Here is a 21,932-nt window from a genome sequence, read left to right on the forward strand (position 1 = left end):
AAGACGATCGCGCGGCGTTCCGGCCCGGCCCGGAGGATATCCGCGCGACATCCGGGCCGCTCCTGCCTAGCGTGGGGCGCATGAGCCTCGATCCCCGTAGCGTCACCGTCTCCGAATACCCCGAGTGGCTGCGTGCCGTGAGCACCGGTTTCCTGATGCCGTTCAAGGAGTCGGAGGAGGAGATCGCGGTGCGCCTGGCCCATACGGACCTGGCCCGCACCCAAGGGGTGTTCGACGGCGGACGCTGCGTGGCGACGTTCCGTTCGTTCGCCCAGGACCTGACCGTCGTCGGCGGTGCCACGGTTCGGGCCGACGCGATCAGCGCGGTCACGGTGACGGCCACGCACCGCCGGCGCGGGCTGCTCAGCCGGATGATGGCCGCGGACCTGGCGGCGGCGAAGGAGCGCGGCGACGTGGTCGCCTCGCTGATCGCGGCCGAGTACCCGATCTACGGCCGTTACGGATTCGGGCCCGCGACCTGGACCACGGAGTGGGAGATCGACGTCCCCCGGACCGGTCTGGATCCGCGTCGGCCGGTCCCTTCCCAGGAGGACGGCGGCCGGATCGATCTGGTGGACGGCGCGGAGGTGCGCAAGACCGGCCCCGAGCTCCACGAACGGCTGGCGGCCCGGCAGCACGGTGTGATCAGCCGGGACGCGCGCTGGTGGGAGCGCAGTACCGGGGTGGGCGTGCCGGAGCACGAGAACTGGACGGAGCCGTTCTACGCGGTGTACCGCTCGGCGGACGGGCAGGTGGACGGGCTGATGGCCTACCGTGCCGACACGAACTGGGGCGACGCGAAGCAGCCGCTGAACAAGGCGACCGTCACGTGGATGACCGCGGTGACCCCGGCGGCGGAGCGCGCGCTGTGGCAGTTCGTCTGCTCGATCGACTGGATCACCACGGTCCGTACGGGGTACCGCGCCACCGACGACCTGCTCCCCCTCCTCCTCCCGGACCCCCGGGCCGCCCGCATCGTGACCCGGGCGGACTGGCTGTGGCTGCGGGTCCTGGACGTCCCCCGGGCCCTGGAGGCCCGCACGTACGGGACCGCGGGGTCCCTGGTCCTGGACGTCCGCGACGGGACGGGCCTGACGTCCGGCCGCTTCCTGCTGGAGGCGTCCCCGGCCGGTGCCTCCTGCGCCCCGACGACACGGAGTGCCGATCTCGTGCTGGACGTACGGGAGTTGGCTTCGCTGTACCTGGGCGACGAGTCCGCGGTGCGGCTCGTCGCCCTGGGCTCGGTCGAGGAGGGCCGGCCGGGTGCCGCGGCCTCGGCGGACGCGCTGTTCCGGGCGGGGCGGCGGGCGTGGTGCCCCGACATCTTCTGAGCGGGGCACCGGGGGTCGTCCGGCGGCAGGAGGAGGGTTCCGCCTACAGTGCCGTGCCCACCACGACCACGGCGAGCAGCACGGCGCCGGCGGTGGTGATCTGACTGCTGCCGGATTTCGTGCCTCCCAGCAGCAACGCGAAGGCGACCGTACTCGCGGCGCCGAACTTCCATTCCAGGTAACGCTCGATGATGAAGAGGACTACCGGCATGGCGGTCCCTCCTGAGGAGGTGGGGAGCGAAGGCTCCGGAAGCGGCCGATGCGCGAGCCGCACCCGTACGGCGTCGGACGGGCGCGGCGATGAACAGGTCGTACGGGAGGAAATGTTGGCGAAGTTGGCAGCCATCTTACTTATAGTTGTCCCCACTTGGTTTCAGTTAATAACCAACTGAGGGGCAAGTTCCGTTAGATGGCAGGAAGTTGTAGCGTTCTGTTGTGACCCCTGAGCGCACAGCCATGAACGGCACGAGAAAGCCCTCCGCCGAAGAGGTGGCCGATGTCCTGCGCGCGCGCATCCGCGCCGGGACGCTGAAGGCCGGTGACCAGATGCCGACGCAGGCGCGGCTCGTCAAGGAGTTCGGCGTCGAACGGGGAGCGATCCGGCGGGCGGTGGAGCGTCTCAAGGGTGAGGGCCTGCTGACCGCGGTCACGCGGGGCGCCCCGCCGCGCATCGCGGCTCCGTCGTCGGCCGACGACGAGGCGGCGGCGGACGGCCCCCAGCAGACGGCCGCCGGCCTCGGGCCGAAGATACTGGCGGCGTTCGAGGTCCCCGATGTGCGGATCGACGCGCTCTGCCTCACGGCGGAGTCCCTGGCGCTCGCCCTGGCGGAGCCCCTGCAGCGGATCCGCTCCGGTCGTCTCGCCCCGCGCTCGGTGAAGGTGCGCATCCTGCTGCCGGGCCGCCATCTGGACCTGGCGTTCCCCCGGCCCGCCGATGACAGCGAGGACGCCGCGCAGGTCCACGAGCGGTGGCTGCACCTGCGCAACATCCAGGGCGGGGCCCTGCGCCACAACCTGTTGGCCATGCGCAGCACGCGTGATCTCGACGTCGAAGTGACCTTCAAGGCGCTGCCGTTCACTCCACCGGTGAAGATCTACCTGCTGAACGAAGCCGAAGTGCTGTTCGCGTACTACACCGTCACCCGGCGCGAGGAGCAGATCGCAGGCAGTCCGGTCGAGCTCTTCGACGTACTGGGCAGCGACTCGACCCTCTTCCCGTTCACCGTCGACGGCGGGGTGCGGGACGAAGCCTTCGTGGCGCAGTCCGCCCAGTGGTTCGAGGGGATCTGGACCACGGTGGCGACGGACCTGCACCTGGAGCCCTGACCCGGGGATCCCGTTCCCCGAGTTCTGTCGCGGGGGTCGCGGGCAGGATGGGAGGCGAAGGTGCCGGCCCCGGCCCGCTGCCCCGACGGACGGAGCGACGTGATTCAACCGCACGCCACCGACCCACACGTTCTCCTCTCATCCGCCGCCTGCGTCTTCTTCGACTTCGACGGCCCCGTATGCCGGTTGTTCGCCGGCCATCCGGCCGCAGGGGTCGCCCAGCGGCTCGCCGTGCGGCTGGAGGCACTCGGCCGTGATCCGGCGCCGGTGGCCGTGAGCGTGCGGGATGCCGATCCGCTGGGTGTGCTCCTGGCGGTCCGGAAGCACTACCCGCAGGACCGTGCGCTCATGGCCGTGCTGGAGGAGCAGCTCACCGAGGAGGAGGTCGTCGCGGCGGGGAGCGCCACGCCGACCCCGGGGGCGGCGGCGCTCGTACGGGCCCTTGCGGCGGCCGGTACCCGACTGGCGGTGACCACCAACAACTCGCCCGCGGCGGTGGCCTCCTATCTCGCCCGCGACGGTCTGGGCCCGTGCTTCGACGGGCACATACACGGCCGCGGGCCGGACCCGGCACTCCTCAAACCGGACCCGGACTGCCTGCATCGCGCCCTGGAGTCGACGGGGGTGGCGGCCGCGGACGCGCTGATGATCGGTGACTCGGCCGCCGACCGGCTGGCGGCGGGCAAGGCCGGTGTGCCGTTCCTCGGCTACGCGGAGAACGCCGAGAAGTACGGGAGGCTGCGCGACGCGGGGGCGGAGGTGAGCGTCTCCACGCTGGAAGGACTCGTCCGGGCGGCGTAGTCCCTCGACGCGTGGGTCCGCGAGCGAACGGCGGCGGCGCGGGTTCGACGCGAAACCGCGGGCTCGGAACGACCGGATGACGAGGACGTCGATTTCCCGCGGGACGGACGATCAGCGGGGTACCTTCCTCCTCAGTCACCGAGTTCCGTACCCGCGAGGCCATCCATGAAAGCCGACACACTGTCCGAGGTCCGACGGGCGGCGGCGGAGAGGGCCGGGCTGGATCACGGCGACCGGGCGATCGAGGGGCCGCTCCAGGGGTACCACCACGAGACCTACGTCATTCCGCTGCCACCGGGCTGCGTCCCGGGCGGGCGGCCCCGCCGCGCCAAGGTGCGGGAGCCGCGTCCCGGGCTGTTCTGGTACGACCGGCGGTGCTTCCGGTCGGAGGAACTCCTGCTCCTGTCCCTGCAGGGGCGGGTGCGGAGGATCCCGGAGATCATCGAGGCCGGTCCGGACGTACGGCTGCAGGCCTTCATCGAAGGGCGCACCCTGGGCCGGGGCGTGCTGCCGAGCGGGCCGCTCTCCGCACGGCACAGCGCTCAGCTCGGTGAGCTCTTCGGGGACCTGGCAGCGGTCCGGACGGACGAGATCGATGCCGGACGGATCTGCCGCCCCGAGGAGCGGCCCGGGGACGGCGACTGCGCCGGCTTCCTGACCGGCCTGATCCGGTTCACCCAGGAGCGGGTCTACCGGGAGCACGGTGCCCCGTACCGGGGGCTGTTCGAGCGGCTGGGCGTGGACGACGGCGCCCTGGAGACGCTGAGGTGCCGGGCGCGGGGGATGGGGTCCCGTCCCTTCGTGCTCGTCCACGGCGACCTGCACCGGAAGAACTTCGTCGTCGACCTCCGCGGCGACCTGTGGACCATCGACTGGGAACTCGCCATGATCGGCGACCCGCTCTACGACCTGGCGACGCACCTCCACCTGATGGGCTACGCGGAGCGGGAGAGGGAGCGGGTCTGCGGGGTCTGGGAGCCGGCCGTCGAAGCGGCCCGGCCCGGTGCCGCCGCGGGGTGGCGACAGGACCTGCCCGTCCTGCTCGCCTACAAGCAGGCCCAGTCGGTGTACACGGACGTCATCCGGGGAGCCCTCGCGCTGGAGCATCCGGCGGGCGGGCTGAACCGGCGGCTGCTCCCGGGAGTGGCCTGGCGGGTCCAACAGGCGCTGGCGGTCGCGCGGCCGGTGCTCGGGGCGCGGGCCGCCCCCACGCTCCGGCAGGTCGTGGGGGCCTACCTGCGGTGGTTCGGGTCCCGTCCCGCCGTCACCGCGTCCGCAGTCTGAACAGCACCCCCGAAGCCGCGACCGCCACCGCCAGGATCCCCGCGGCCCACGCGAGGGCGATCCACGGCGTGTTGCCCACCGGCTGGTCCAGCAGGAGGCCGCGGATCGACTCGATGGCCGGGGTGATGGGCTGGTGGTCGGCGAAGCCGTGGAGCCAGCCGGGCATCGAGTCGACCGGGACGAACGCGCTGCTCGGGTAGGGCAGGAACGACATGAAGAAGGTGAAGCCGCCGGCCGCCTCCGGGGTGCGGGCGAGGAGGCCCATGGCGGCCGATATCCAGGACAGGGCCGTGATGTAGGCGAGCAGCACCCCGGTGACGGCGAGCCAGCCGCCGGGCGTGGCGGCGGGGCGGAAGCCGATGAGCAGGGCGACGCCGAAGACCAGGGTGGTGGAGACCAGGTTGCGTACGACGCTCGCCGCGACGTGACCGGCCAGGACCGGCGTACCGCCGATGTCCAGCGAGCGGAAGCGGTCGATGATGCCGCCCTTCATGTCCTCGCTCACGGCCACCGCCGTGGTGGCCGAGCCGAAGCCGGCACAGAGCAGCAGGACGCCCGGGACGACGTACATGACGTAGGAGTCGTAGGCGGATCCCGTGTCGATCGCGCCGCCGAAGAAGTAGACGAAGATCAGCATCAGCATGACGGGCAGCATCATCGAGGTGATGACGGCGTCGACGTTGCGGCGGCTGATGCGCAGGCTGCGGCCGGTCATGACCGTGGCGCGGGTGAGGAATCCGGGTGCCGATGCGGTGGTGTCAGACATGGGCGGGGGCCTCCGCGGTGTCTGCGGGTTCCGCGTTCTCCGCGGTGAGGGTCAGGAACACGTCGTCGAGGGTCGCGCTGTGCAGCGAGAAGCGGTCCACGTCGGTGCGCTGCGGATCGATCTCGTCGAGCAGAGCGCGTGTCTGGGCCGCCGTGCCGTCCGTGGGAAGTCCCAGGGTGAGCGACCCGGGGGAGTGGTGGACGGCCCGGGCGGCGAGGCGGAGGTAGGCCTCGCGGGTGGTGAGCACCAGGTCCAGGCGGTGGCCGGGGACGCGTGACTTCAGCTGTTCGGGGGTTCCCTCGGCGGCGATCCGGCCCTTGTTCAGGACGGCGATGCGGTCGGCCAGCTGGTCGGCCTCCTCCAGGTACTGGGTCGTGAGCAGCACCGTCGCACCGCGCCCGGCCAGGTCGCGCACCACCTGCCAGAGCTCACGCCGACTGCGCGGGTCGAGGCCGGTGGTGGGTTCGTCGAGGAAGAAGACGCCGGGCTCGGGCGAGCCGACCAGGCCCGCCGCCAGGTCGAGTCGGCGCCGCATCCCTCCGGAGTACGTACGGACCAGGCGGCGGGCGGCGTCCGTGAGACCGAAGCGCTCGAGGAGTTCCTCGGCCCGCTGCCGCGACCGGGCGCGCGAGTGGCCCGTCAGCCGCGCCATCATCCGCAGGTTCTCCTCGCCGGTCAGGGTCTCGTCGACGGCGGCGAACTGCCCGGTCAGGCTGATCGCGCGGCGCACCCGGCGCCGGTCGGCCACGACGTCGTACCCGGCGACCCGCGCCGTGCCGGCATCGGCGGTGGTGAGAGTGGCGAGGATCCGGACCGTGGTGGTCTTGCCCGCGCCGTTGGGGCCGAGCAGGGCGAAGACGCCCGCACGGGCGACCCGGAGGCCGATGCCGTCCAGGACACGGACCCGGGCGGAGGGTCTTCCGTAGGACTTGGTGAGGCCGTGCGCCTCGATCATCACGTCGGGCATGAGAGGTTCCCCCGTTCTGCGTATGGCATACGCGTTACTGCGTAAGCATTACGCAAACCTAGGATGGTGGTCAAGACGGTCCCTGGGAGAGGCGGCTTCGGTGACGGAGAAGAACGGCGCGTCGGGCGGTGCGGACCTCCCCGCCAGCATCGAGGCCGCGTGGGGGCTGAGGGACCGTCCGGTCAAGGGCCCGAAGCCGGGGCTGACGCTGGACCGCATCGTCGCCGCGGCGGTCGCCCTCGCCGCGTCCGAAGGGCTGGCGGCCGTCTCGATGGGGCGGGTCGCCAAGGACCTGGGCGCGTCGACGATGGCGCTCTACCGGTACGTCTCCGCCAAGGACGAGCTCTTCCTCCTGATGCAGGAGGCGGTCACGGGAGAGCCGCCCCCGCTGCCCGCGCTGGAGGCCGGAGCGGGCTGGCGTGAGGCGATCAGCCAGTGGGCGGCCGCCCAGCGGGAGATGTTCCACCGCAACCTGTGGGCGCTGCGCATCCCGATCTCCGGCCCGCCCGCCAGCCCGAATTCGGTCGCCTGGTGGGAGCAGGGCCTCCAGGCGCTCGAGGACAGCGGACTGAGCGAGGGGGACAAGATCTCCGTCATCCTGCTGATCTCGGGATTCGTGCGGAACGAGGCGCTGCTGATGAGCGATCTCGCCGCGGCCGTGGAGGCGAAGGGCATCCCGGCCCAGGAGGTCATGGCGCGGTGGGAGCGCACGGTGAAGAGGCTCGTCGACCCCGTACGGCATCCGGCCCTGACCAGGCTGCTGGACACCGACGTCATGAGCCAGCCGGACGACGTCGACTACGAGTTCGTGTTCGGTCTCGAACGGCTCCTCGACGGGACCGAGGCGCTCATCCGGAAGGGGGCGGAGTCATGACCGGGGCGGGGACGGGGGTCCGGGGGCCCCGGCGCCGGTCCGGGGCCCCCGGGTGCCCGCGCTCCCGCAGGGTGACGGGCGACGCCGGGGACACCGTGCGCCCTGACTGGGCCCGCATCTCGTCGTGGTGGTCGTGAGCGGTCGCGCGGACGCCTCGTCGAGCGGAGCCCACTCACTGCCGCGTCCCGAGGTCACGGACTCACGGGCGGGCGTCGAGACGGTGTTGCAGGGATCCGTCCGGGCCGAAGACGTCCAGCAGGTAACCCCGGCTCAGTGACAGCTCCTCCTCGCGCTCCAGGAAACCGGTGACCGACCCCTTCAGGCGTTCGAACGCCTGCGCGCTGTCATTCGCGTCGTGCGTCCACACGGTCAGCAGCGGGACGCCTCCGGGGCCGGTGCCCTTCTGGATCCCGTACACCTCCCGCGCACCGCCGTGCTGCTTGTAGCGCTCGGCCACCCGGGCGGCGTCAGCGGGGGCGACGGTGGTGGTGGCCGTCGGGCCGGCCGTGGCGGGAGCACGGGCGGAGCCATGGTCCTGCGCACCGGCACAGCCGGACAGGACGAGGGCGCCTGTGACACAGGCGAGAAGGGTGGCGGTTCGGGTGCTCTTCTTCATCGCGCGATCAACCGGCTTCCGGCGCGGCGCCCGAGAGGTCGTACACCGCCCAGTCGGTGAGCGTGCGATAGCCGAGGCGTTGGTAGAGGGCGTTGCTGGTGGGGTTGGACAGGTCAGCGAACAGGACGACGTCCTTCGCGCCCGCGGCCAGCGCGGCCCGGCTCACCTCCGCCGTGACGGCGCCCGCGTAGCCGTGACCGCGGAGGTGGGCCGGGGTGTAGACGATGTCCACCTGGATCTGGCCTCCGATCAGCGGGTTCATGCCCGCGACGGAGACGGGGGTGCCGTCCGGGGTCTCCCAGAGCGTGTAGCGCTTGTCGGCGAAGCGGGTGCCGGACCACGTGGCGGCGTCGATGGTGCTGTCGTCGCCCACGGCCTTGGCGAACTCGCCGCACCAGAAGATGACTTGTTCGAGGTCCTGCTCGCCCAGGACGCGGCCGCGGCCTGCCGGCAGGGGCTCCGGTGGGGTGAGCGTGCCGAGGCGGTACAGACGGAGCCGTACGTCGCGGAGTTCCGGCGTGACGCCGGTGTGCCGCTGCCAGGCCTCGGCGAAGGCGCCGGCCGAGCCGTGGTCCGCGCCTGCGGAGGGAACGGGCTGCCCGAGTGCTGCCAGGCGGGCGGCGAGGGAGTCGGCCTGCTCGGGCGTGAGCGGGGAGAGGCCGAGGCCGCGGGACGGGAGCCGGTAGAAGGTGGCGTGGGCCCTGCCTGCTCGCTCCAGCACACCGAAGAGCGGGGCGTCGGTGCCCGACGGCTCCACCCCACGCGCGCGTATCCTCTCGGCCCAGGTCAGTTGCATGACGTGCGGGCCGGGCCGCGAGCGCAGGAAGTCTCCGGCCCGGTCGAGGAAGTCGTCCACGTCTTCGGTGAGGTACCAGTCGTCGGGTCGCATGCTTCATGATTTCCCATGCGCCTGGAGTGCCCGACGATTTTCCGTCAGGGCGGGTCAGGGCGGATCGAAGCGAATCAGGATCGGGCCTGTTGATCCCCACGAACGCCGCGACGGAATGGGGTGGTCGTCCGAGCTCCGCAGCCCGTACGTTCGGCCGCATGACTGACGAGAGTTTCGGACAGCCACGCCTCGCCGCGCTCTACGACCCGCTCGACCCTGATCGCAGTGACCTCGACGCCTACGTCCGGATGGCAGAGGAGTTCCGGGCGCGCCGGGTGCTGGACATCGGCTGCGGCACAGGTGTGTTCGCGCTCCTGCTGGCCGAGCGGGGATTCGAGGTCGTCGGCGTCGATCCCGCCCAGGCTTCCGTCGACGTGGCCCGCAGTAAGCCGGACAGTGGGCGAGTGCGCTGGATCTGCGGCGACGCGACGACACTCCCGCCGCTGCGGGTCGACCTGGTGACCATGACGGCGAACGTCGCCCAGCAGATCGCCGGTGCCCAGGAGTGGCGGGAGACCCTGCGCGGCGCGTACGAGGCACTGCGGCCCGGTGGCCGGCTGGTGTTCGAGACCCGGGACCCGGCCGGGCGTGCCTGGGAGGTGTGGAACCGAGAAGCCTCGTACCGCGTGACGGAGGTGCCGGGTGTCGGCGCCGTCGAGAGCTGGGTCCAGGTGACCGAGGTGCGTGGGCCGCTGGTGACGTTCCGCTGGACGTACGTGTTCGCTGCGGACGGGCAGATGCTGACGTCGGACTCCACCCTGCGCTTCCGTGAGCGGGAGGAGGTCGAGCGGGAGTTGCTCGCGCTGGGCTACGAGGTGGAGGGCGTACGCGACGCGCCCGACAGGTCGGGCAAGGAGTTCGTCTTCGTCGCGCGACGCCCATGGTCCGGCCCGGCCGTCGGGGGCCGCACGGATTGAGCGGGGCTCGAGTGGCGACGCCGGAAGGTGGTCCAGGCGCCCTCCGCCACCGAGTGGTCGGCCTCGTCGTCACCTGGTCCGCCGACGTGGTCGGCTCGTCACCCCGGCACACGGCGGTCCGACGACCCGAAGAAGGCCCCATCTGTGCCGTATTGCGCCCTCTCCGGGTCCGCCCTGTGCTTTCTCCCGGGCCGGGGAGGCCAATCAACGCGTAGCGGCGTCGGCGAGGATCGCCCGAAGTCGTGCCCGGCATTCGGCGACGAAGGCCGGGAAGGTGTCCCAGTAGTAGGAGATCCCGCTGACGCCCACCGCGATCGCCCAGGCGCGGGCGCGGGTCCAGGTCGCATCGTCGAGGTCAAGGGTGTCCCAGTAGGCCTGCCGGGCCTGGGACGGCAGGTCCCAGACCGTGGAGTGCTCGGCGTCGGGAAAGCCGATCGAGAGCCCTCCGAAGTCGATGACTGCGTGGAGCCCGCCCTCCCGGACCAGGAGGTTGGTCGGCTTGAGGTCGCCGTGGAGCCACACGTGGGGCCCGGAGGGCTCGGGCAGCGCGAGCGCGGCTCGCCACAGCTGTTCCAGGAAGTCGATGTCGAGCTCTGAACCCACCGTCGTCCGGCAGTCGTCGAAGCACCCCGCGATCCACTGGTCGCACGGTTCCAGGCTGCCTCCGCGATACCAGCTGAGACCGTCCGCGCGCGCCGCTCCCATGAGGTCGACGCGGTGGAGCTCGCGCACGACCGCCGCCAGGTCCGCTCCGAAGGTGGCCCAGTCCCCGACGGTGTCCGGCCCGGCTTCGTCACCGTCGATCCAGCGGAGGACCGACCAGGCGACCGGGAACGCGTCGGTGGGCGTACCTGCGTGCACGGGCTCGGGAATCACACAGGAGAGGCGGGCCGCCAGGCGGGGGAGCCATTGCTGTTCCTTGCGCACGGACTGCCCGCTGCCGGCGGTCCGTGGAAGACGCACGAGCAGGTCATGGCCCAGTCGGTACATGGTGTTGTCCGTGCCCGCGCCGGCGGGCGACAACGGCAGGCCGGCCCACTCCGGGCGCTGCGCCTGCAGCAGGGATCGGACCAGCGTTTCGTCGACCGGGATCTCATTCTCGTGAAGTGCCACGCCGGGAGTCTCCTCGCCGGTCGGAGCGGGAAGCGAGCGAATTATCGGCACCCGCTTCGTCCGGGCAGTCCTGTCGGGCGTGACCCGGCAGCGCCGCACTGGAACTGATGGGCTGCTCGGCCCGACGCCTCAAGGCCCGGGTCGTGAAGGTCTACCACGGCCTGGAACAGGTCCGTGACGCTCGGGCCGACGCCGAGTCCGGCACCACGCCGGACAAGCAGGTCAAGCGCCGGTCCCCGCTTCGCGGGCCGCGAAGGCGGCCGGGGTGAGACCGGTGCGGTCGCGGAAGAAGCGGCCGAAGTTCGCGGGATCGCTGAAGCCGAGGTGGTCGGCGACGGACCGGGCATTCCATCGGGCGCTTCCCAGCAGGCGCCGGGCTTCGAGCAGGCGCCGCTCGTCGATGAGTTCACGCACTCCCTTGCCGGTGGCGTCCCGGGCGGCGCGGCTGAGGGTGCGGACCGAGCAGCCGAGCGACTCCGCGTAGTCCGCGGCCCGGTGCATCTCGCGGAAGTGCAGCTCCAGGGCGTCCGCGAACCGTCCGTAGGTGTCACCACGGCTTCTGCCGGCGCGCGTGTCGGCTTGGGTGATCCCGGGGGCGCCCGCGAGGCGAAGCAGCAGCGATTCGAGCAGGCTGCGCCGCAGGGCGTGGTGGACGTCGAGGGGGCGGCGCCCGAGTGCGCGGTGTTCGTCCAGGAGCTGGAGTGCCGTCTGCTGGAGCCAGGTGGCGTCGGCGGGGTGCGGGCTCAGCACGGCGGGAGCCTCGTGTGCGGTGAGCGGGGCCAGCAGGCGGACGATGTCGGGCCGCAGTACATCCGGTTCGAACAGGATGAACGGCCCGCGGGCGGCGCCGGGCGGATGCCAGCACTGCGTGTGTCCGGGGCGCACCCACAGCCACTGGCCGGGGGCGACGGTCCGCGTGAGGTGGTCGACGTCGTGCCGCAGCTCGCCCTCGGTGACGGCGATGAGGTAGTGGAAGGAGGCGCGGCCCGGACGTGGCGGGTTCCACGGCCAGTCGTCGTGCCGGGCGAAGAAGTCCTCGACGGTGCTCACCTCGAGGCCGTACGGGGTGCCGACCGGGGGCTGGAAACCGTACAGCGGGACCGCGGCCGGTCCGGCCTGTCCGCTCGGGCCGGGGTGTCGCCTGTCGACCATCACGTGTCCGCAGCCTACTGCCCTTTTTGTCGGCTTCGAGGGGAGGATGGGATGTGCCGCCGCGGCCACCCCCTGAGGAAGGCAACGCCCCATGAACGGAACGACCCTGCACAAGACCGCCGCCGACTGCGCCGAGGAGCTTCCCGGAGCCCGGCTGGAGCATCCCTTCGGCGACGACTGGGAGGTCTTCAAGGTGCGCGGCAAGGTGTTCATGCTGATGACCGAGGTCCCGGGGCGTCCCGTCGTGATCCTCAAGGCGGATCCCGGTGAGGCCCACGCCCTGCGGGAGCAGTACAGCCACATCACCCCCGGTTACCACATGAACAAGAAGCACTGGATCACGCTGGAGGGCGGGGACGGCGTCGACGGGGAACTCGTCGATGAGCTCGTCACCGACTCCTACCGGCTCGTAGTCGCTCGCCTGCCCAAGGCCGAGCAGCCCGTCGACCCCCGCACCTACGGGAGCAGCACGCGGGCAGCCTCGTGAGCGCGGCCGGTGACCGGCTCCAGGACACCGCCCGCCAGGCGGCCCTCGCGCTGCCCGGGACGGACCACGGTTACCCGTTCACCCAGCACCTGGACGTGTACAAGGTCGCCGGCAAGGTCTTCCTGATCGTCACCGACGACCCGGACGAGCAGATCATCACGGTCAAGTGCGAACCCGAACAGGCCCGTGCGTACGTGCACGGCCATGCCTCGATCACACCGGGCCGCTACCTCGACGGACGGCACTGGATCTCGCTCGGACCGGGCCCCGGCATCACCGGGCGGTTGGTCACCGACGCAGTCGAGGATTCCTACGACCTGGTCGTCGCGCGGCTGCCCGGGCGCGACCGCCCCCGTACCCGATGAGCACCGCGAGCGCGCCCACGAGCCGCTGAGCCCACGCCTCCCAGTGCCCCGTGCACGGCTCGCCACGCCCGCACACCTCCGCCTGCGATCCGAGAGACCGATGGAACCGACCGAAGCGACCCTGCCGCTCTTCGACGAGGAGCCCGCCCGGCCACTCGCCGACCGCCTGCGTCCCACCCGGCTGGAAGACGTGGTCGGGCAGGACCACCTCCTGGCCCCGGACGCCCCGCTGGGCCGCATGGTCGCGTCGCAGCGCCTGGGCTCCGCCATCCTGTGGGGTCCGCCAGGCGTGGGGAAGACGACCATCGCCCGCCTCCTCGCGGACGGCGGCAACCTGGTCTTCGAATCGGTGTCGGCCACCTTCTCCGGCGTGGCCGACCTGCGCAAGGTCTTCGCGGCCGCCCGCAGCCGGCGCACCATCGGCCAGAGCACCCTGCTGTTCGTCGACGAGATCCACCGCTTCAACCGCGCCCAGCAGGACAGCTTCCTGCCCTACGTCGAGGACGGCACGGTCACCCTGGTCGGCGCGACCACGGAGAACCCGAGCTTCGAACTCAACGGCGCCCTCCTCTCCCGCACCCAGGTCCTCGTCCTCAAACGCCTCGACGAAGCCGCCCTGTCCACACTCCTCGACCGTGCCGAGGACCTCACCGGCCACCGGCTGCCCCTGGACGACGACGCCCGCCGCGCCCTGATCGCCATGGCCGACGGCGACGGACGCTACCTCCTCAACACGGCCGAACAGCTCCAGGCACTCCCGGACCCCGGCACCCCCCTGGACACCGCCGCGCTCGCCCACCACATCCAGCAGCGCGCCCCGCTGTACGACAAGGCGCAGGAGGGCCACTACAACCTGATCTCCGCGCTCCACAAGTCGATGCGCGGCTCCGACCCGGACGCGGCCCTGTACTGGCTCGCCCGCATGCTCGACGGCGGCGAGGACCCCCTCTTCGTGGCCCGCCGCCTGGTCCGCTTCGCCAACGAAGACATCGGCATCGCCGACCCGCACGCCATCCAGCAGGCCCTCGCCGCCTGGGACGTGTACGAGCGACTCGGCTCGCCCGAGGGCGAGTTGGCGATCGCCCAGGCCGTCGTGTACCTCGCCACGGCCCCCAAGTCCATCGCCGTCCACCGCGGCTATGACACGGCCCACCGATCCGCCCGCCGCACCGGCTCACTCATGCCGCCCGCCCACATCCTCAACGCTCCGACCCGGCTGATGAAGGACCTCGGCTACGGCAAGGACTACCAGTACGACCCCGACACCACCGACGGCTTCTCCGGCGCCGACTACTTCCCCGACGGCATGGACCACGAGACGTACTACCGCCCCACCCGCAACGGCTACGAGTCCCAGGTGTCCGAGCGCCTCCGCCACTGGGCCGGCTTGCGCGCTCGTGGGCGCAGCGGCTGACGTGGACCGATCGGCGGCGGACGGAGTCCGCACACGACAGATGGCGCGCTCGGACGACCTCTGCAACCACCGTGCTCAGTCACAGCCCGGCTCCCGCATGACACGGAACACTTTTGCAAGCAGGCGCTTGCAATAGTTAGCAAGGGTGATGCAGTATCGAGCCATGGCATCACTCAACGTCGGCAATCTCGGCGAGTACCTGCGTGAGCAGCGGCGTACCGCGCAGCTCTCCCTGCGGCAGCTCGCCGACGCCGCCGGGGTGTCCAATCCGTATCTCAGCCAGATCGAGCGCGGTCTGCGCAAGCCGAGCGCCGAGGTGCTGCAGCAGGTCGCCAAGGCCCTGCGGATCTCCGCCGAGACGCTGTACGTGCGCGCCGGGATCCTCGATGAGCGGGAGCGGGAGGAACTGGAGACGCGGGCGGTCATATTGGCCGATCCGTCGATCAACGAGCGGCAGAAGAACGTGCTGCTGCAGATCTACGACTCCTTCCGCAAGGAGAACGGTTTCGACGTCGTCCCCGACACCGGCGCAGAGGTCCACGGCGCCGCGGGTGCGGGGAGCAGAATCGATGCCGAAGTGGAAAGCGGTGCCGGTGACGCGACCGGTACCGGTACGGATGCCCGCGGCCCCCGCACGGCCGGCGGCAGTGATGCAGACACACCCCTGAACTGACTTCTGATGATCCGGGAGGACCACAGTCATGGCCATCACCGATGACCTGCGCAAGACCCTCACCGACCCGACCCCCCTCTACTTCGCCGCCGGTACCGCCGACCTCGCCGTCGAGCAGGCGCGCAAGGTCCCGGGGCTGATCGACCAATTGCGGGCCGAGGCGCCCGAGCGGATCGAGGCCGTGCGCAACACCGACCCCAAGGTGGTGCAGGAGCGTGTGACCGCGCAGGCCAAGGAGGCCCAGGCCACCGTGCAGGCGAAGGTGAGCGAGGTCTTCGGGTCGCTGGACACCGACCTGAAGAAGTGGGGCGAGTCCGCCCAGGACCTGGCGCTGCGGAGCGTGGGTGTGGCCGCCGAGTACGCGGTCCGGGCCCGGGAGACGTACGAGAAGGTCGCCGAGCGCGGCGAGCAGAGCGTGCGGACCTGGCGCGGCGAGACGGCCGAGGAGATCGTCGAGATCGCCGCCGTCGTCGAGGCGGAGCCCAAGCCCGTGCCGAAGCAGAAGTCCGACGCGGCGACCGCCCCGGTGAAGCCGGCGCCCACCGCGAAGCCCGTGACCGCGACGGCGAAGAAGCCCACGCCCGCCGCGTCCGCCAAGAAGCCCGCACCGGCCCGCAAGCCCGTGGCGAAGAAGACCACTCCGCCGTCCGCGAAGTAGCGGGACGGACGGGAACCGGCGGAACGGTCCGGGCACCTTCGGGGTGGCCGGGTCGTTGTCCCGGTACCTTGGCCGCGAGGCGCTCATCCACTGACTAGGCGGTGCTCACCATGTTGCTCGCAGCATTCGGCTCGTTCCTCCAGCTGCTGTTCCTGGCCATGCTCGTGCTGGCCGTGGTCGCGCTGGTCTTCGCGGTGACGGCGCGCGAGGACGCCTACCGTGCGGCGGGCAAGCAGAAGAAGTCGTTCTGGCTGATCATCCTCGGCATCACCGTCGTGGTGAACCTGGTCATTCCGATCCTGTTCCTGCAGATCGCGGGCGTTATCGCGTCCATCGTCTTCATGGTGGACGTCAGGCCGGCGATCAAGGCGGTATCGGGCGGCAGCAGCCGGGGCGGATCGAGCAGCGACGGACCCTACGGTCCCTACAACGGCGGGCGCTGAGCGCCGGCCGGTCGGGCCGAGCCGGGACGGGAGCGCATCGCGCTCCCGTCCCGTCGTCGTATCCGGGTCTCGTCGCGCTCCAGCAGCAGGACCGCCACGTCGTCGGTCAGTTCGCCGCCGTTCAGCTCCTGCGCCCTGGCGACCGCGGCCTCCAGCAGCGCTTCGCCGCCGAGCCCTCCGTCGAGCTGTCCGTTGACCATCGCGACCATGCCGTCCTGGCCGAGCCGCTGCGTCCCGACCGGTCCGACGCGTCCCTCGATGAGGCCGTCGGTGTACATCATCAGGCTCCAGGAGCCGCCCAGCTGGATCTGCCTGCGCGGCCAGCGGGCCTGCGGGAGCAGACCGAGAGCGGGGCCGCCGTCCTCCTGGGGGAGCAGCTGCGCCGCCTGCCCCCTGCGGGCGATCAGCGGCGCGGGGTGGCCGGCGATGCAGAGTCCGGCGCGGCGGCCGTCCGGAGCGATGTCGACGGTGCAGAGCGTCGCGAAGATCTCCTCGCTCTGCCGTTCGTGCTCCAGGACCTGCTGCAGCGTGGAGAGCAGATCGTCCCCGCAGAGCCCGGCCAGGGTCAGTGCCCGCCAGGCGATGCGCAGTTCGACGCCGAGGGCCGCCTCGTCCGGGCCGTGCCCGCAGACGTCGCCGATCATCGCGTGGACCGTGCCGTCCGGCGTGCGGACCGTGTCGTAGAAGTCCCCGCCGAGCAGGGCACGACTGCGGCCCGGCCGGTAGCGGGCGGCGAAGGCGAGGTCGGAGCCGTCCAGGAGCGGCGTGGGCAGCAGCCCGCGTTCCAGCCTGGCGTTCTCCTGGGCACGCAGCCGGGACTCGGTCAGCTGGTGCTGGGCGACGTCCGCGCGCTTGCGCTCCACGGCGTACCGGATGGCGCGGCTGAGGAGGCGTCCGTCGAGCTCTCCGCGGAAGAGGTAGTCCTGTGCCCCCACGCGTACCGCGTCGGCGGCCCGCTCGGCGTCGTCCTCCGCCGTGAGGGCGAGGACGGCGTGCCGCGGCGCGATGCGCAGGACGTGTTTGAGGGTGGCGAGCTCGTCGTGTGCGGTGCCGTCCGGCCCGTCGGCCCGGACGCCGGCCGGCAGGGCGAGGCCGAGGTCGAGCAGGATGCAGTCGACGTCGTCGGTGAGCAGGCGGCCGGCCTCGGTGAGATTGCGCGCGGTTCGGACGCGCACCCTGGTCCCGGCGGCGGACGGCAGCTCGGGGACGGTGAAGGTGCCCGCAGGGTCGTCCGTGATCACCAGGAGGGTGAGGTCGGCGCCATGAGTGGCCTCCGCAGCGGGCACAGTGCGCTGCTGCGGTACGGGTACGGGTACGGGCATCGGTTCGGGTTCCTTCCCTCCCCCGAGGGTGCGGCGGGGCGACGATCGGCGATCTGCCAGACGGGGACGATAGCGGTCGGGAGCGGGGGAGCGGAATGGTGTTCGAAGATCAGCCCGTGGCATATGCGCGACCATAAGCCGCGTCCTGTCACGGATCCGGACCGATGCGTACGGACGAAGCGGACAGGGGAGCCATGACAAACATCACGCCCCCGGGAGCCCGGGCGGGGGCCGGTGCGCGTGATCCGGAGAGTTCCTATCCTGGCTCGATGGCGACACCGGATTTCATCCTCGCGCTGCGCGAAAAGATCGGGAACGACCCGCTGTGGCTGTCGGGGGTGACGGCAGTCGTCCTCAGGGAGGGGCAGGTCCTTCTGGTGAGGCGCGCGGACAACGGCGCGTGGACCGCCGTGACCGGGATCATCGACCCCGGGGAGCAGCCGGCGGACGCCGCCGTCCGCGAGGTGCTGGAGGAGACCGGTACCGACGCGGTCCCCGAGCGTCTCGTCCTGGTCCACGTGACGGGTCCCGTCGTCTACGGGAACGGGGACCGGGCCCAGTACCTCGATCTGGTCTTCCGGTTCCGCTGGCGGTCCGGTGAGCCGTATCCGGCCGACGGGGAGAACACGGAGGCCCGCTGGTTCCCCCTGGGGGACCTGCCTCCCCTGTCCGACGACATGATCGCCCGCATCGCGGCCGCCGTGGCCGACGAGCCCGCCACCCGGTACGCGGTCTCCCCGCAGTCCGCTGCGCACCCGTAAGCGTCCGGCCCGTTGCGTTGCGGGTCCGGCCGCCGGCCGGGTCCCGCTGCGCGGACGGCAGGCGGGACTACTTGTCCGGGCGGACCACTCCCAGGATCTCCATCGAGCCGGCGCCCGCCAGTGTGACGTTGCGGCCGGGCCGTGGCGCGTGCACGATCATGCCGTCGCCGACGTACATCCCGACGTGGCTGGCGTCACCGTGGTAGATGATCAGGTCACCGGGGCGCATGTCCTGGACAGGAATGCGCGGCAGCTGCCGCCACTGCTCCTGGGACGTCCGGGGGATCGGCCGCTTCGCCGCGGCCCAGGCCTGCGAGGTCAGACCCGAGCAGTCGTACGAGCCGGGCCCCTCGGCCCCCCAGACGTACGGTTTGCCGATCTGGGCGGTCGCGAAGGTCACCGCCTGCCTGCCGCTCGCGCTCGCCTCGCGGTTGATGTCCAGGAGTGCGCCGGACGAGAGCCAGGCGTTCTGTGCCGTGGACGCCGCGTCCTGCTCCAGCTCGAGGAGCCGGGCCCGCTCCTTCTTCTCGAGCTGCGCCTCGAGCTTCTTCGCCGCCGCGATCTGCGCCTTGACGGTCTTCCTGGCCTCGGCCTGCTTGACGCGGTTGGACTCGAGCTTCGCCCAGTTGAGGCCGGCGTCCTTGGTGTACGTCTCCAAGTCCTCCTGGGCCTGCGTCAGTTCCGTCAGCATGCCCTTGGTCGCCTGCTGGCCCTGCCTGACCTGGTTGACGCCGTCGAGGAAGAGATTCGGGTCGCCGCTGAGCACCAGCTGAGCGCCCGGCGGCAGGCCGCCGTTGCGGTACTGCTCGCGGGCCTCGGCACCCGCCCTGCCCTTCAGCTCCGCGATCCGCGCCTGTCCCTCGGCGATCGCCCCGGCCAGCTGGACGATCTCACCGGACTGCTTCTTCGTCTGTTCCTCGGCGAGGTTGTACGCGTCCGTGGCCGCCCCGGCCCTGCGGTAGAGCAGGTCGATCTCCTCGCGCACTTCCTCGAGGCTCTTCTTCCCGGGAGCGGAAGGTGCGGCGGAGGCGGTGGGGAAGGGCTCGGGAACCGGAGCCGCCATGGCCTGGACCGGCGCGGTCAGCAGGGCGAGTGCGCAGACCAGAGTGATCGCGGCACTCGCACAGTGGCGTCGGTTCACGAGCTCCCCCTCCGGGCGAAAGGCAACGAAAGCCAGATCGCGGACATGTGACTTACCGTCAGTAACTTTTGGTCGACGACGCGATCGTGCCATGCCACCCCGCAAAACAACAGTGGCCCGCGCCACCTGACGCGTCACAGAGGGGGACGAATGGTGGTCCGCGTGCGTTCCCGCTTCCGGGCCCCGGCTCCGTCGGCACCGGAAGCCCTCCCGGGCGCGCGGCGCCGCCAGGACGCCCGGGACGGTCAGAGCGCGCCGGGCCGCAGCGCGGACCACCGCACCGTGACCTCGCCCTGCCGCCAACGTCGTACGTCGTCCGTCAGCGGCCAGTCGGCGGAGACCGTCCGGACCGTCGTGATCCAGCGCTGCCGCGCCCCCAGTGACGCGTAGGGGGAGGCCGTGGCCCAGGCCCGGTCGAGGTCGCGGAGGAAGGCGTGGACGGGTTCGCCCGGCACATTGCGGTGGATCAGGGCCTTGGGAAGGCGCTCCGCGAGGTCCGAGGGGCGATCCAGCGAGCCGAGCCGGGTCGCGAAGGTGACGGTGCGCGGGCCCTCCGGGCCGAGCGCGACCCAGACGTGTCTGCGCCCGATCTCGTCGCAGGTGCCCTCGACGAGCAGGCCGCCGGGGGCCAGCCGCGCGCACAGCCGCCGCCAGACCGCGGCGACGTCGCCCTCGTCGTACTGGCGCAGCACGTTCGCCGCCCGGATGAGGGAGGGGCGGCCGGCGAGAGGGATCTCGAAGCCGCCGTGGACGAAGGTGAGGCCCTCGCGCTCGTACGGCGTCGCGGCGGCGACCCGCGCGGGGTCGATCTCGATGCCGACGACCCGCGTGCGCGGCTCGGCGGTCCGCAGCCGTGCCAGCAGCTCGACGGCGGTCCACGGCGCCGCGCCGTACCCGAGGTCGACCGCGACGGGGGAGACCTCGCGTCGCAGGGCGGGGCCGTGGGTGGCGGCGATCCAGCGGTCCATGCGGCGCAGCCGGTTGGGGTTGGTGGTCCCGCGGGTCGCGGTGCCGATGGGGCGCTGGTGCATGACAGCGAGCGTATGCGAAGCACTGGCGGGGGCAGGCGCGGAGCGGGGAGCGGGGCAGGGTGCCCCGGCACGCCGGGAGCATCGTAATGATTTGGCAAAGCGGAAATGAATGGCTGGGTTCCGCTGTTTTTCCTCTTGGAAGGGGCCGTGCGCCCCTTACGCGTCATGCCCCGAGCGAGGAGGAGCGGGACCAGGTGAGCCAGTACGTCTCTCGGCTCGGCAGCGGCCGTGTGGCACCGCGCATCCGCTTCCCGGGCGGTTTCGCGGGCGGCCCTCGCAAGCCGCGCCGCATCGCGATGCTGTCGGTGCACACGTCCCCCCTGCACCAGCCGGGCACCGGCGACGCGGGCGGCATGAACGTCTACATCGTCGAGCTGGCCAAGCGCCTCGCGGCGATCAACATCGAGGTCGAGATCTTCACCCGGGCCACCACCGGCGCCCTGCCCCCGTCGGTCGAACTGGCGCCCGGCGTCCTGGTCCGTCACGTCGACGCGGGGCCCTACGAGGGCCTGGCCAAGGAGGAGCTGCCCGCCCAGCTCTGCGCCTTCACGCACGGCGTGATGCAGGCGTGGGCCGGCCAGCGGCCCGGCTACTACGACCTCGTCCACTCCCATTACTGGCTCTCCGGGCAGGTCGGCTGGCTCGCCGCCCAGCGCTGGGGCGTCCCCCTCGTCCACGCCATGCACACCATGGCGAAGGTCAAGAACGCCGCGCTCGCCGAGGGGGACACCCCCGAGCCCGCCGCACGGGTCATCGGCGAGACACAGATCGTGCACGCGTCCGACCGGCTCATCGCGAACACCGCGGGGGAAGCGGACGAGCTCGTCCGCTTCTACGAGGCCGACCCGGCCGCCGTCGCGATCGTCCACCCCGGCGTCAACCTGGACCGCTTCCGTCCCGCCGACGGCCGCGCCGCCGCCCGGGCCCGTCTCGGACTGCCGCAGGACGCGCTCATCCCCCTCTTCGCCGGCCGCATCCAGCCGCTGAAGGCCCCCGACGTGCTGCTGCGCGCCGTCGCCGTCCTGCTGGACCGCGATCCGTCGCTGCGCTCCCGCATCGTCGTGCCGGTCGTCGGCGGCCCCAGCGGCAGCGGGCTCGCCAAGCCGGAGGGCCTGCAGAAGCTCGCCGCGCGGCTGGGCATCGCCGATGTCGTACGGTTCCACCCGCCGGTCGGGCAGGACCAGCTCGCCGACTGGTTCCGGGCCGCGTCCGTGCTGGTCATGCCGTCGTACAACGAGTCCTTCGGGCTGGTCGCCATCGAGGCACAGGCGTCCGGCACCCCGGTGGTCGCGGCAGCCGTGGGGGGTCTTCCGGTCGCGGTGCGCGACGAGGTCAGCGGCTTCCTGATCCCGGGCCACGATCCGGACGCCTACGCACAGGCGCTCGGCCGGTTCGCGGACAGCCCGCAGCTGGTCGACCGGATGGGCCGGGCGGCCGCCGCGCACGCCCAGTCCTTCGGCTGGGACACGGCCGCCGCGGCCACCGCCGACGTGTACACGGCGGCGATGCACGACCACCGCCGCCGTGCCCGTTCGCACCACCGCTGAGGCCGCTGCCCCGCCGGCGTGATCCCGCAGCACGGCTGCGGCCCCGCCCCGGCC

At 71.8% G+C, this 21,932-nt stretch carries 24 protein-coding genes; 14 read left to right on the forward strand and 10 right to left on the reverse strand.

The window, feature by feature from the left end:
* Window positions 1–80: 80 nt before the first annotated feature.
* On the forward strand, window positions 81–1,331 hold the full coding sequence (locus OG927_RS17825) for a GNAT family N-acetyltransferase (RefSeq protein WP_330320439.1): 1,251 nt from the start codon (window positions 81–83) through the stop codon (window positions 1,329–1,331).
* Window positions 1,332–1,374: 43 nt separating this feature from the next.
* On the opposite strand, the gene OG927_RS17830 is transcribed toward OG927_RS17825, so the two are convergent.
* Window positions 1,375–1,542, reverse strand: a complete 168-nt coding sequence (locus OG927_RS17830; RefSeq protein WP_164494141.1) for a hypothetical protein — start codon at window positions 1,540–1,542, stop codon at window positions 1,375–1,377.
* Window positions 1,543–1,787: 245 nt separating this feature from the next.
* Here OG927_RS17830 and OG927_RS17835 point away from each other — a divergent pair, with 245 nt between their 5' ends.
* From OG927_RS17835 to OG927_RS17845, 3 genes are all read left to right on the forward strand, one after another.
* Window positions 1,788–2,657 carry a GntR family transcriptional regulator gene (locus tag OG927_RS17835; RefSeq protein WP_056797487.1) on the forward strand — a complete coding sequence of 290 codons (870 nt, stop codon included), beginning with the start codon at window positions 1,788–1,790 and terminating at the stop codon, window positions 2,655–2,657.
* A gap of 99 nt (window positions 2,658–2,756) precedes the next feature.
* On the forward strand, window positions 2,757–3,458 hold the full coding sequence (locus OG927_RS17840; RefSeq protein WP_330320440.1) for an HAD family hydrolase: 702 nt from the start codon (window positions 2,757–2,759) through the stop codon (window positions 3,456–3,458).
* 165 nt (window positions 3,459–3,623) lie between these two features.
* Complete coding sequence (locus OG927_RS17845; RefSeq protein ID WP_063887968.1) at window positions 3,624–4,742, forward strand: phosphotransferase family protein; 1,119 nt, start codon at window positions 3,624–3,626, stop codon at window positions 4,740–4,742.
* Here OG927_RS17845 and OG927_RS17850 read toward each other — a convergent pair.
* Complete coding sequence (locus OG927_RS17850) at window positions 4,723–5,508, reverse strand: ABC transporter permease (RefSeq protein WP_056797485.1); 786 nt, start codon at window positions 5,506–5,508, stop codon at window positions 4,723–4,725. The genes OG927_RS17845 and OG927_RS17850 overlap by 20 nt on opposite strands.
* Window positions 5,501–6,475 (reverse strand): ATP-binding cassette domain-containing protein, encoded by a 975-nt coding sequence (locus OG927_RS17855; RefSeq protein WP_124281516.1) that lies wholly within the window; start codon window positions 6,473–6,475, stop codon window positions 5,501–5,503. Before OG927_RS17855 ends, OG927_RS17850 begins: the two co-directional genes overlap by 8 nt.
* A gap of 100 nt (window positions 6,476–6,575) precedes the next feature.
* On the opposite strand from OG927_RS17855, the gene OG927_RS17860 reads away from it, so the two are divergent.
* On the forward strand, window positions 6,576–7,349 hold the full coding sequence (locus OG927_RS17860; protein WP_124281515.1) for a TetR/AcrR family transcriptional regulator: 774 nt from the start codon (window positions 6,576–6,578) through the stop codon (window positions 7,347–7,349).
* Window positions 7,350–7,548: 199 nt separating this feature from the next.
* Here OG927_RS17860 and OG927_RS17865 read toward each other — a convergent pair whose 3' ends face one another.
* Both OG927_RS17865 and OG927_RS17870 read right to left on the reverse strand, forming a co-directional pair.
* Complete coding sequence (locus tag OG927_RS17865) at window positions 7,549–7,965, reverse strand: hypothetical protein (RefSeq protein ID WP_124281514.1); 417 nt, start codon at window positions 7,963–7,965, stop codon at window positions 7,549–7,551.
* A gap of 7 nt (window positions 7,966–7,972) precedes the next feature.
* Complete coding sequence (locus OG927_RS17870; protein ID WP_056797472.1) at window positions 7,973–8,854, reverse strand: GNAT family N-acetyltransferase; 882 nt, start codon at window positions 8,852–8,854, stop codon at window positions 7,973–7,975.
* 158 nt (window positions 8,855–9,012) lie between these two features.
* On the opposite strand from OG927_RS17870, the gene OG927_RS17875 reads away from it, so the two are divergent.
* Window positions 9,013–9,771, forward strand: a complete 759-nt coding sequence (locus OG927_RS17875; RefSeq protein WP_124281512.1) for a class I SAM-dependent methyltransferase — start codon at window positions 9,013–9,015, stop codon at window positions 9,769–9,771.
* A gap of 204 nt (window positions 9,772–9,975) precedes the next feature.
* Here the strand turns inward: OG927_RS17875 and OG927_RS17880 are convergent, their stop codons facing one another.
* Entirely contained in the window at window positions 9,976–10,884 is a 909-nt protein-coding gene (locus OG927_RS17880) for an aminoglycoside phosphotransferase family protein (RefSeq protein WP_056797469.1), read from the reverse strand.
* A gap of 222 nt (window positions 10,885–11,106) precedes the next feature.
* Window positions 11,107–12,039 (reverse strand): helix-turn-helix domain-containing protein, encoded by a 933-nt coding sequence (locus OG927_RS17885; protein ID WP_330320441.1) that lies wholly within the window; start codon window positions 12,037–12,039, stop codon window positions 11,107–11,109.
* Between the two features lie 88 nt (window positions 12,040–12,127).
* On the opposite strand from OG927_RS17885, the gene OG927_RS17890 reads away from it, so the two are divergent.
* The 6 genes from OG927_RS17890 to OG927_RS17915 all read left to right on the forward strand — a co-directional run bounded on the left by OG927_RS17890 (window position 12,128) and on the right by OG927_RS17915 (window position 16,076).
* Window positions 12,128–12,523 carry an MmcQ/YjbR family DNA-binding protein gene (locus tag OG927_RS17890; RefSeq protein ID WP_056797460.1) on the forward strand — a complete coding sequence of 132 codons (396 nt, stop codon included), beginning with the start codon at window positions 12,128–12,130 and terminating at the stop codon, window positions 12,521–12,523.
* Window positions 12,520–12,888, forward strand: a complete 369-nt coding sequence (locus tag OG927_RS17895) for an MmcQ/YjbR family DNA-binding protein (protein ID WP_056797457.1) — start codon at window positions 12,520–12,522, stop codon at window positions 12,886–12,888. Before OG927_RS17890 ends, OG927_RS17895 begins: the two co-directional genes overlap by 4 nt.
* Before the next feature lie 100 nt (window positions 12,889–12,988).
* Window positions 12,989–14,302, forward strand: coding sequence for a replication-associated recombination protein A (locus OG927_RS17900; protein WP_330320442.1), 1,314 nt, complete (start codon window positions 12,989–12,991; stop codon window positions 14,300–14,302).
* A gap of 163 nt (window positions 14,303–14,465) precedes the next feature.
* Window positions 14,466–14,975 (forward strand): helix-turn-helix domain-containing protein, encoded by a 510-nt coding sequence (locus OG927_RS17905; protein ID WP_124281507.1) that lies wholly within the window; start codon window positions 14,466–14,468, stop codon window positions 14,973–14,975.
* A gap of 28 nt (window positions 14,976–15,003) precedes the next feature.
* Window positions 15,004–15,633 (forward strand): hypothetical protein, encoded by a 630-nt coding sequence (locus OG927_RS17910; RefSeq protein ID WP_124281506.1) that lies wholly within the window; start codon window positions 15,004–15,006, stop codon window positions 15,631–15,633.
* 110 nt (window positions 15,634–15,743) lie between these two features.
* A complete protein-coding gene (locus tag OG927_RS17915) occupies window positions 15,744–16,076 on the forward strand; it encodes a DUF2516 family protein (RefSeq protein ID WP_056797845.1) in 333 nt (110 codons plus the stop codon).
* On the opposite strand, the gene OG927_RS17920 is transcribed toward OG927_RS17915, so the two are convergent.
* A complete protein-coding gene (locus OG927_RS17920; RefSeq protein WP_330320443.1) occupies window positions 16,058–17,398 on the reverse strand; it encodes a PP2C family protein-serine/threonine phosphatase in 1,341 nt (446 codons plus the stop codon). The genes OG927_RS17915 and OG927_RS17920 overlap by 19 nt on opposite strands.
* Before the next feature lie 269 nt (window positions 17,399–17,667).
* Here OG927_RS17920 and OG927_RS17925 point away from each other — a divergent pair, with 269 nt between their 5' ends.
* The gene (locus tag OG927_RS17925; RefSeq protein WP_209470029.1) at window positions 17,668–18,159 is read left to right on the forward strand and encodes an NUDIX hydrolase; all 492 of its coding nucleotides are present in this window, start codon (window positions 17,668–17,670) and stop codon (window positions 18,157–18,159) included.
* Window positions 18,160–18,226: 67 nt separating this feature from the next.
* On the opposite strand, the gene OG927_RS17930 is transcribed toward OG927_RS17925, so the two are convergent.
* Entirely contained in the window at window positions 18,227–19,300 is a 1,074-nt protein-coding gene (locus OG927_RS17930; RefSeq protein WP_330320444.1) for a C40 family peptidase, read from the reverse strand.
* A 245-nt stretch (window positions 19,301–19,545) separates the two neighbouring features.
* Window positions 19,546–20,331: a class I SAM-dependent methyltransferase gene (locus OG927_RS17935; protein ID WP_056797415.1), complete on the reverse strand. Its 786-nt coding sequence runs from the start codon at window positions 20,329–20,331 to the stop codon at window positions 19,546–19,548.
* A gap of 194 nt (window positions 20,332–20,525) precedes the next feature.
* Here OG927_RS17935 and mshA point away from each other — a divergent pair, with 194 nt between their 5' ends.
* Complete coding sequence (gene mshA / locus OG927_RS17940; protein WP_056797412.1) at window positions 20,526–21,878, forward strand: D-inositol-3-phosphate glycosyltransferase; 1,353 nt, start codon at window positions 20,526–20,528, stop codon at window positions 21,876–21,878.
* The last annotated feature ends 54 nt before the right edge of the window (window positions 21,879–21,932 follow it).

Source organism: Streptomyces clavifer, from assembly GCF_036345975.1.
Taxonomy (GTDB): Bacteria; Actinomycetota; Actinomycetes; order Streptomycetales; family Streptomycetaceae; genus Streptomyces; species Streptomyces clavifer.

Bases quoted from the DNA above. Each gene is read 5' to 3' on its own strand.
- OG927_RS17935 (WP_056797415.1), bottom strand. From the start codon at position 20,331: ATGCACCAGCGCCCCATCGGCACCGCGACCCGCGGGACCACCAACCCC.
- OG927_RS17890 (WP_056797460.1), top strand. From the start codon at position 12,128: ATGAACGGAACGACCCTGCACAAGACCGCCGCCGACTGCGCCGAGGAG.
- OG927_RS17835 (WP_056797487.1), top strand. From the start codon at position 1,788: ATGAACGGCACGAGAAAGCCCTCCGCCGAAGAGGTGGCCGATGTCCTG.
- OG927_RS17925 (WP_209470029.1), top strand. From the start codon at position 17,668: ATGGCGACACCGGATTTCATCCTCGCGCTGCGCGAAAAGATCGGGAAC.
- OG927_RS17875 (WP_124281512.1), top strand. From the start codon at position 9,013: ATGACTGACGAGAGTTTCGGACAGCCACGCCTCGCCGCGCTCTACGAC.
- OG927_RS17865 (WP_124281514.1), bottom strand. From the start codon at position 7,965: ATGAAGAAGAGCACCCGAACCGCCACCCTTCTCGCCTGTGTCACAGGC.
- OG927_RS17850 (WP_056797485.1), bottom strand. From the start codon at position 5,508: ATGTCTGACACCACCGCATCGGCACCCGGATTCCTCACCCGCGCCACG.
- OG927_RS17830 (WP_164494141.1), bottom strand. From the start codon at position 1,542: ATGCCGGTAGTCCTCTTCATCATCGAGCGTTACCTGGAATGGAAGTTC.
- OG927_RS17915 (WP_056797845.1), top strand. From the start codon at position 15,744: ATGTTGCTCGCAGCATTCGGCTCGTTCCTCCAGCTGCTGTTCCTGGCC.
- OG927_RS17905 (WP_124281507.1), top strand. From the start codon at position 14,466: ATGGCATCACTCAACGTCGGCAATCTCGGCGAGTACCTGCGTGAGCAG.
- OG927_RS17920 (WP_330320443.1), bottom strand. From the start codon at position 17,398: ATGCCCGTACCCGTACCCGTACCGCAGCAGCGCACTGTGCCCGCTGCG.
- OG927_RS17845 (WP_063887968.1), top strand. From the start codon at position 3,624: ATGAAAGCCGACACACTGTCCGAGGTCCGACGGGCGGCGGCGGAGAGG.
- OG927_RS17910 (WP_124281506.1), top strand. From the start codon at position 15,004: ATGGCCATCACCGATGACCTGCGCAAGACCCTCACCGACCCGACCCCC.
- OG927_RS17825 (WP_330320439.1), top strand. From the start codon at position 81: ATGAGCCTCGATCCCCGTAGCGTCACCGTCTCCGAATACCCCGAGTGG.
- OG927_RS17870 (WP_056797472.1), bottom strand. From the start codon at position 8,854: ATGCGACCCGACGACTGGTACCTCACCGAAGACGTGGACGACTTCCTC.
- OG927_RS17855 (WP_124281516.1), bottom strand. From the start codon at position 6,475: ATGCCCGACGTGATGATCGAGGCGCACGGCCTCACCAAGTCCTACGGA.
- OG927_RS17900 (WP_330320442.1), top strand. From the start codon at position 12,989: ATGGAACCGACCGAAGCGACCCTGCCGCTCTTCGACGAGGAGCCCGCC.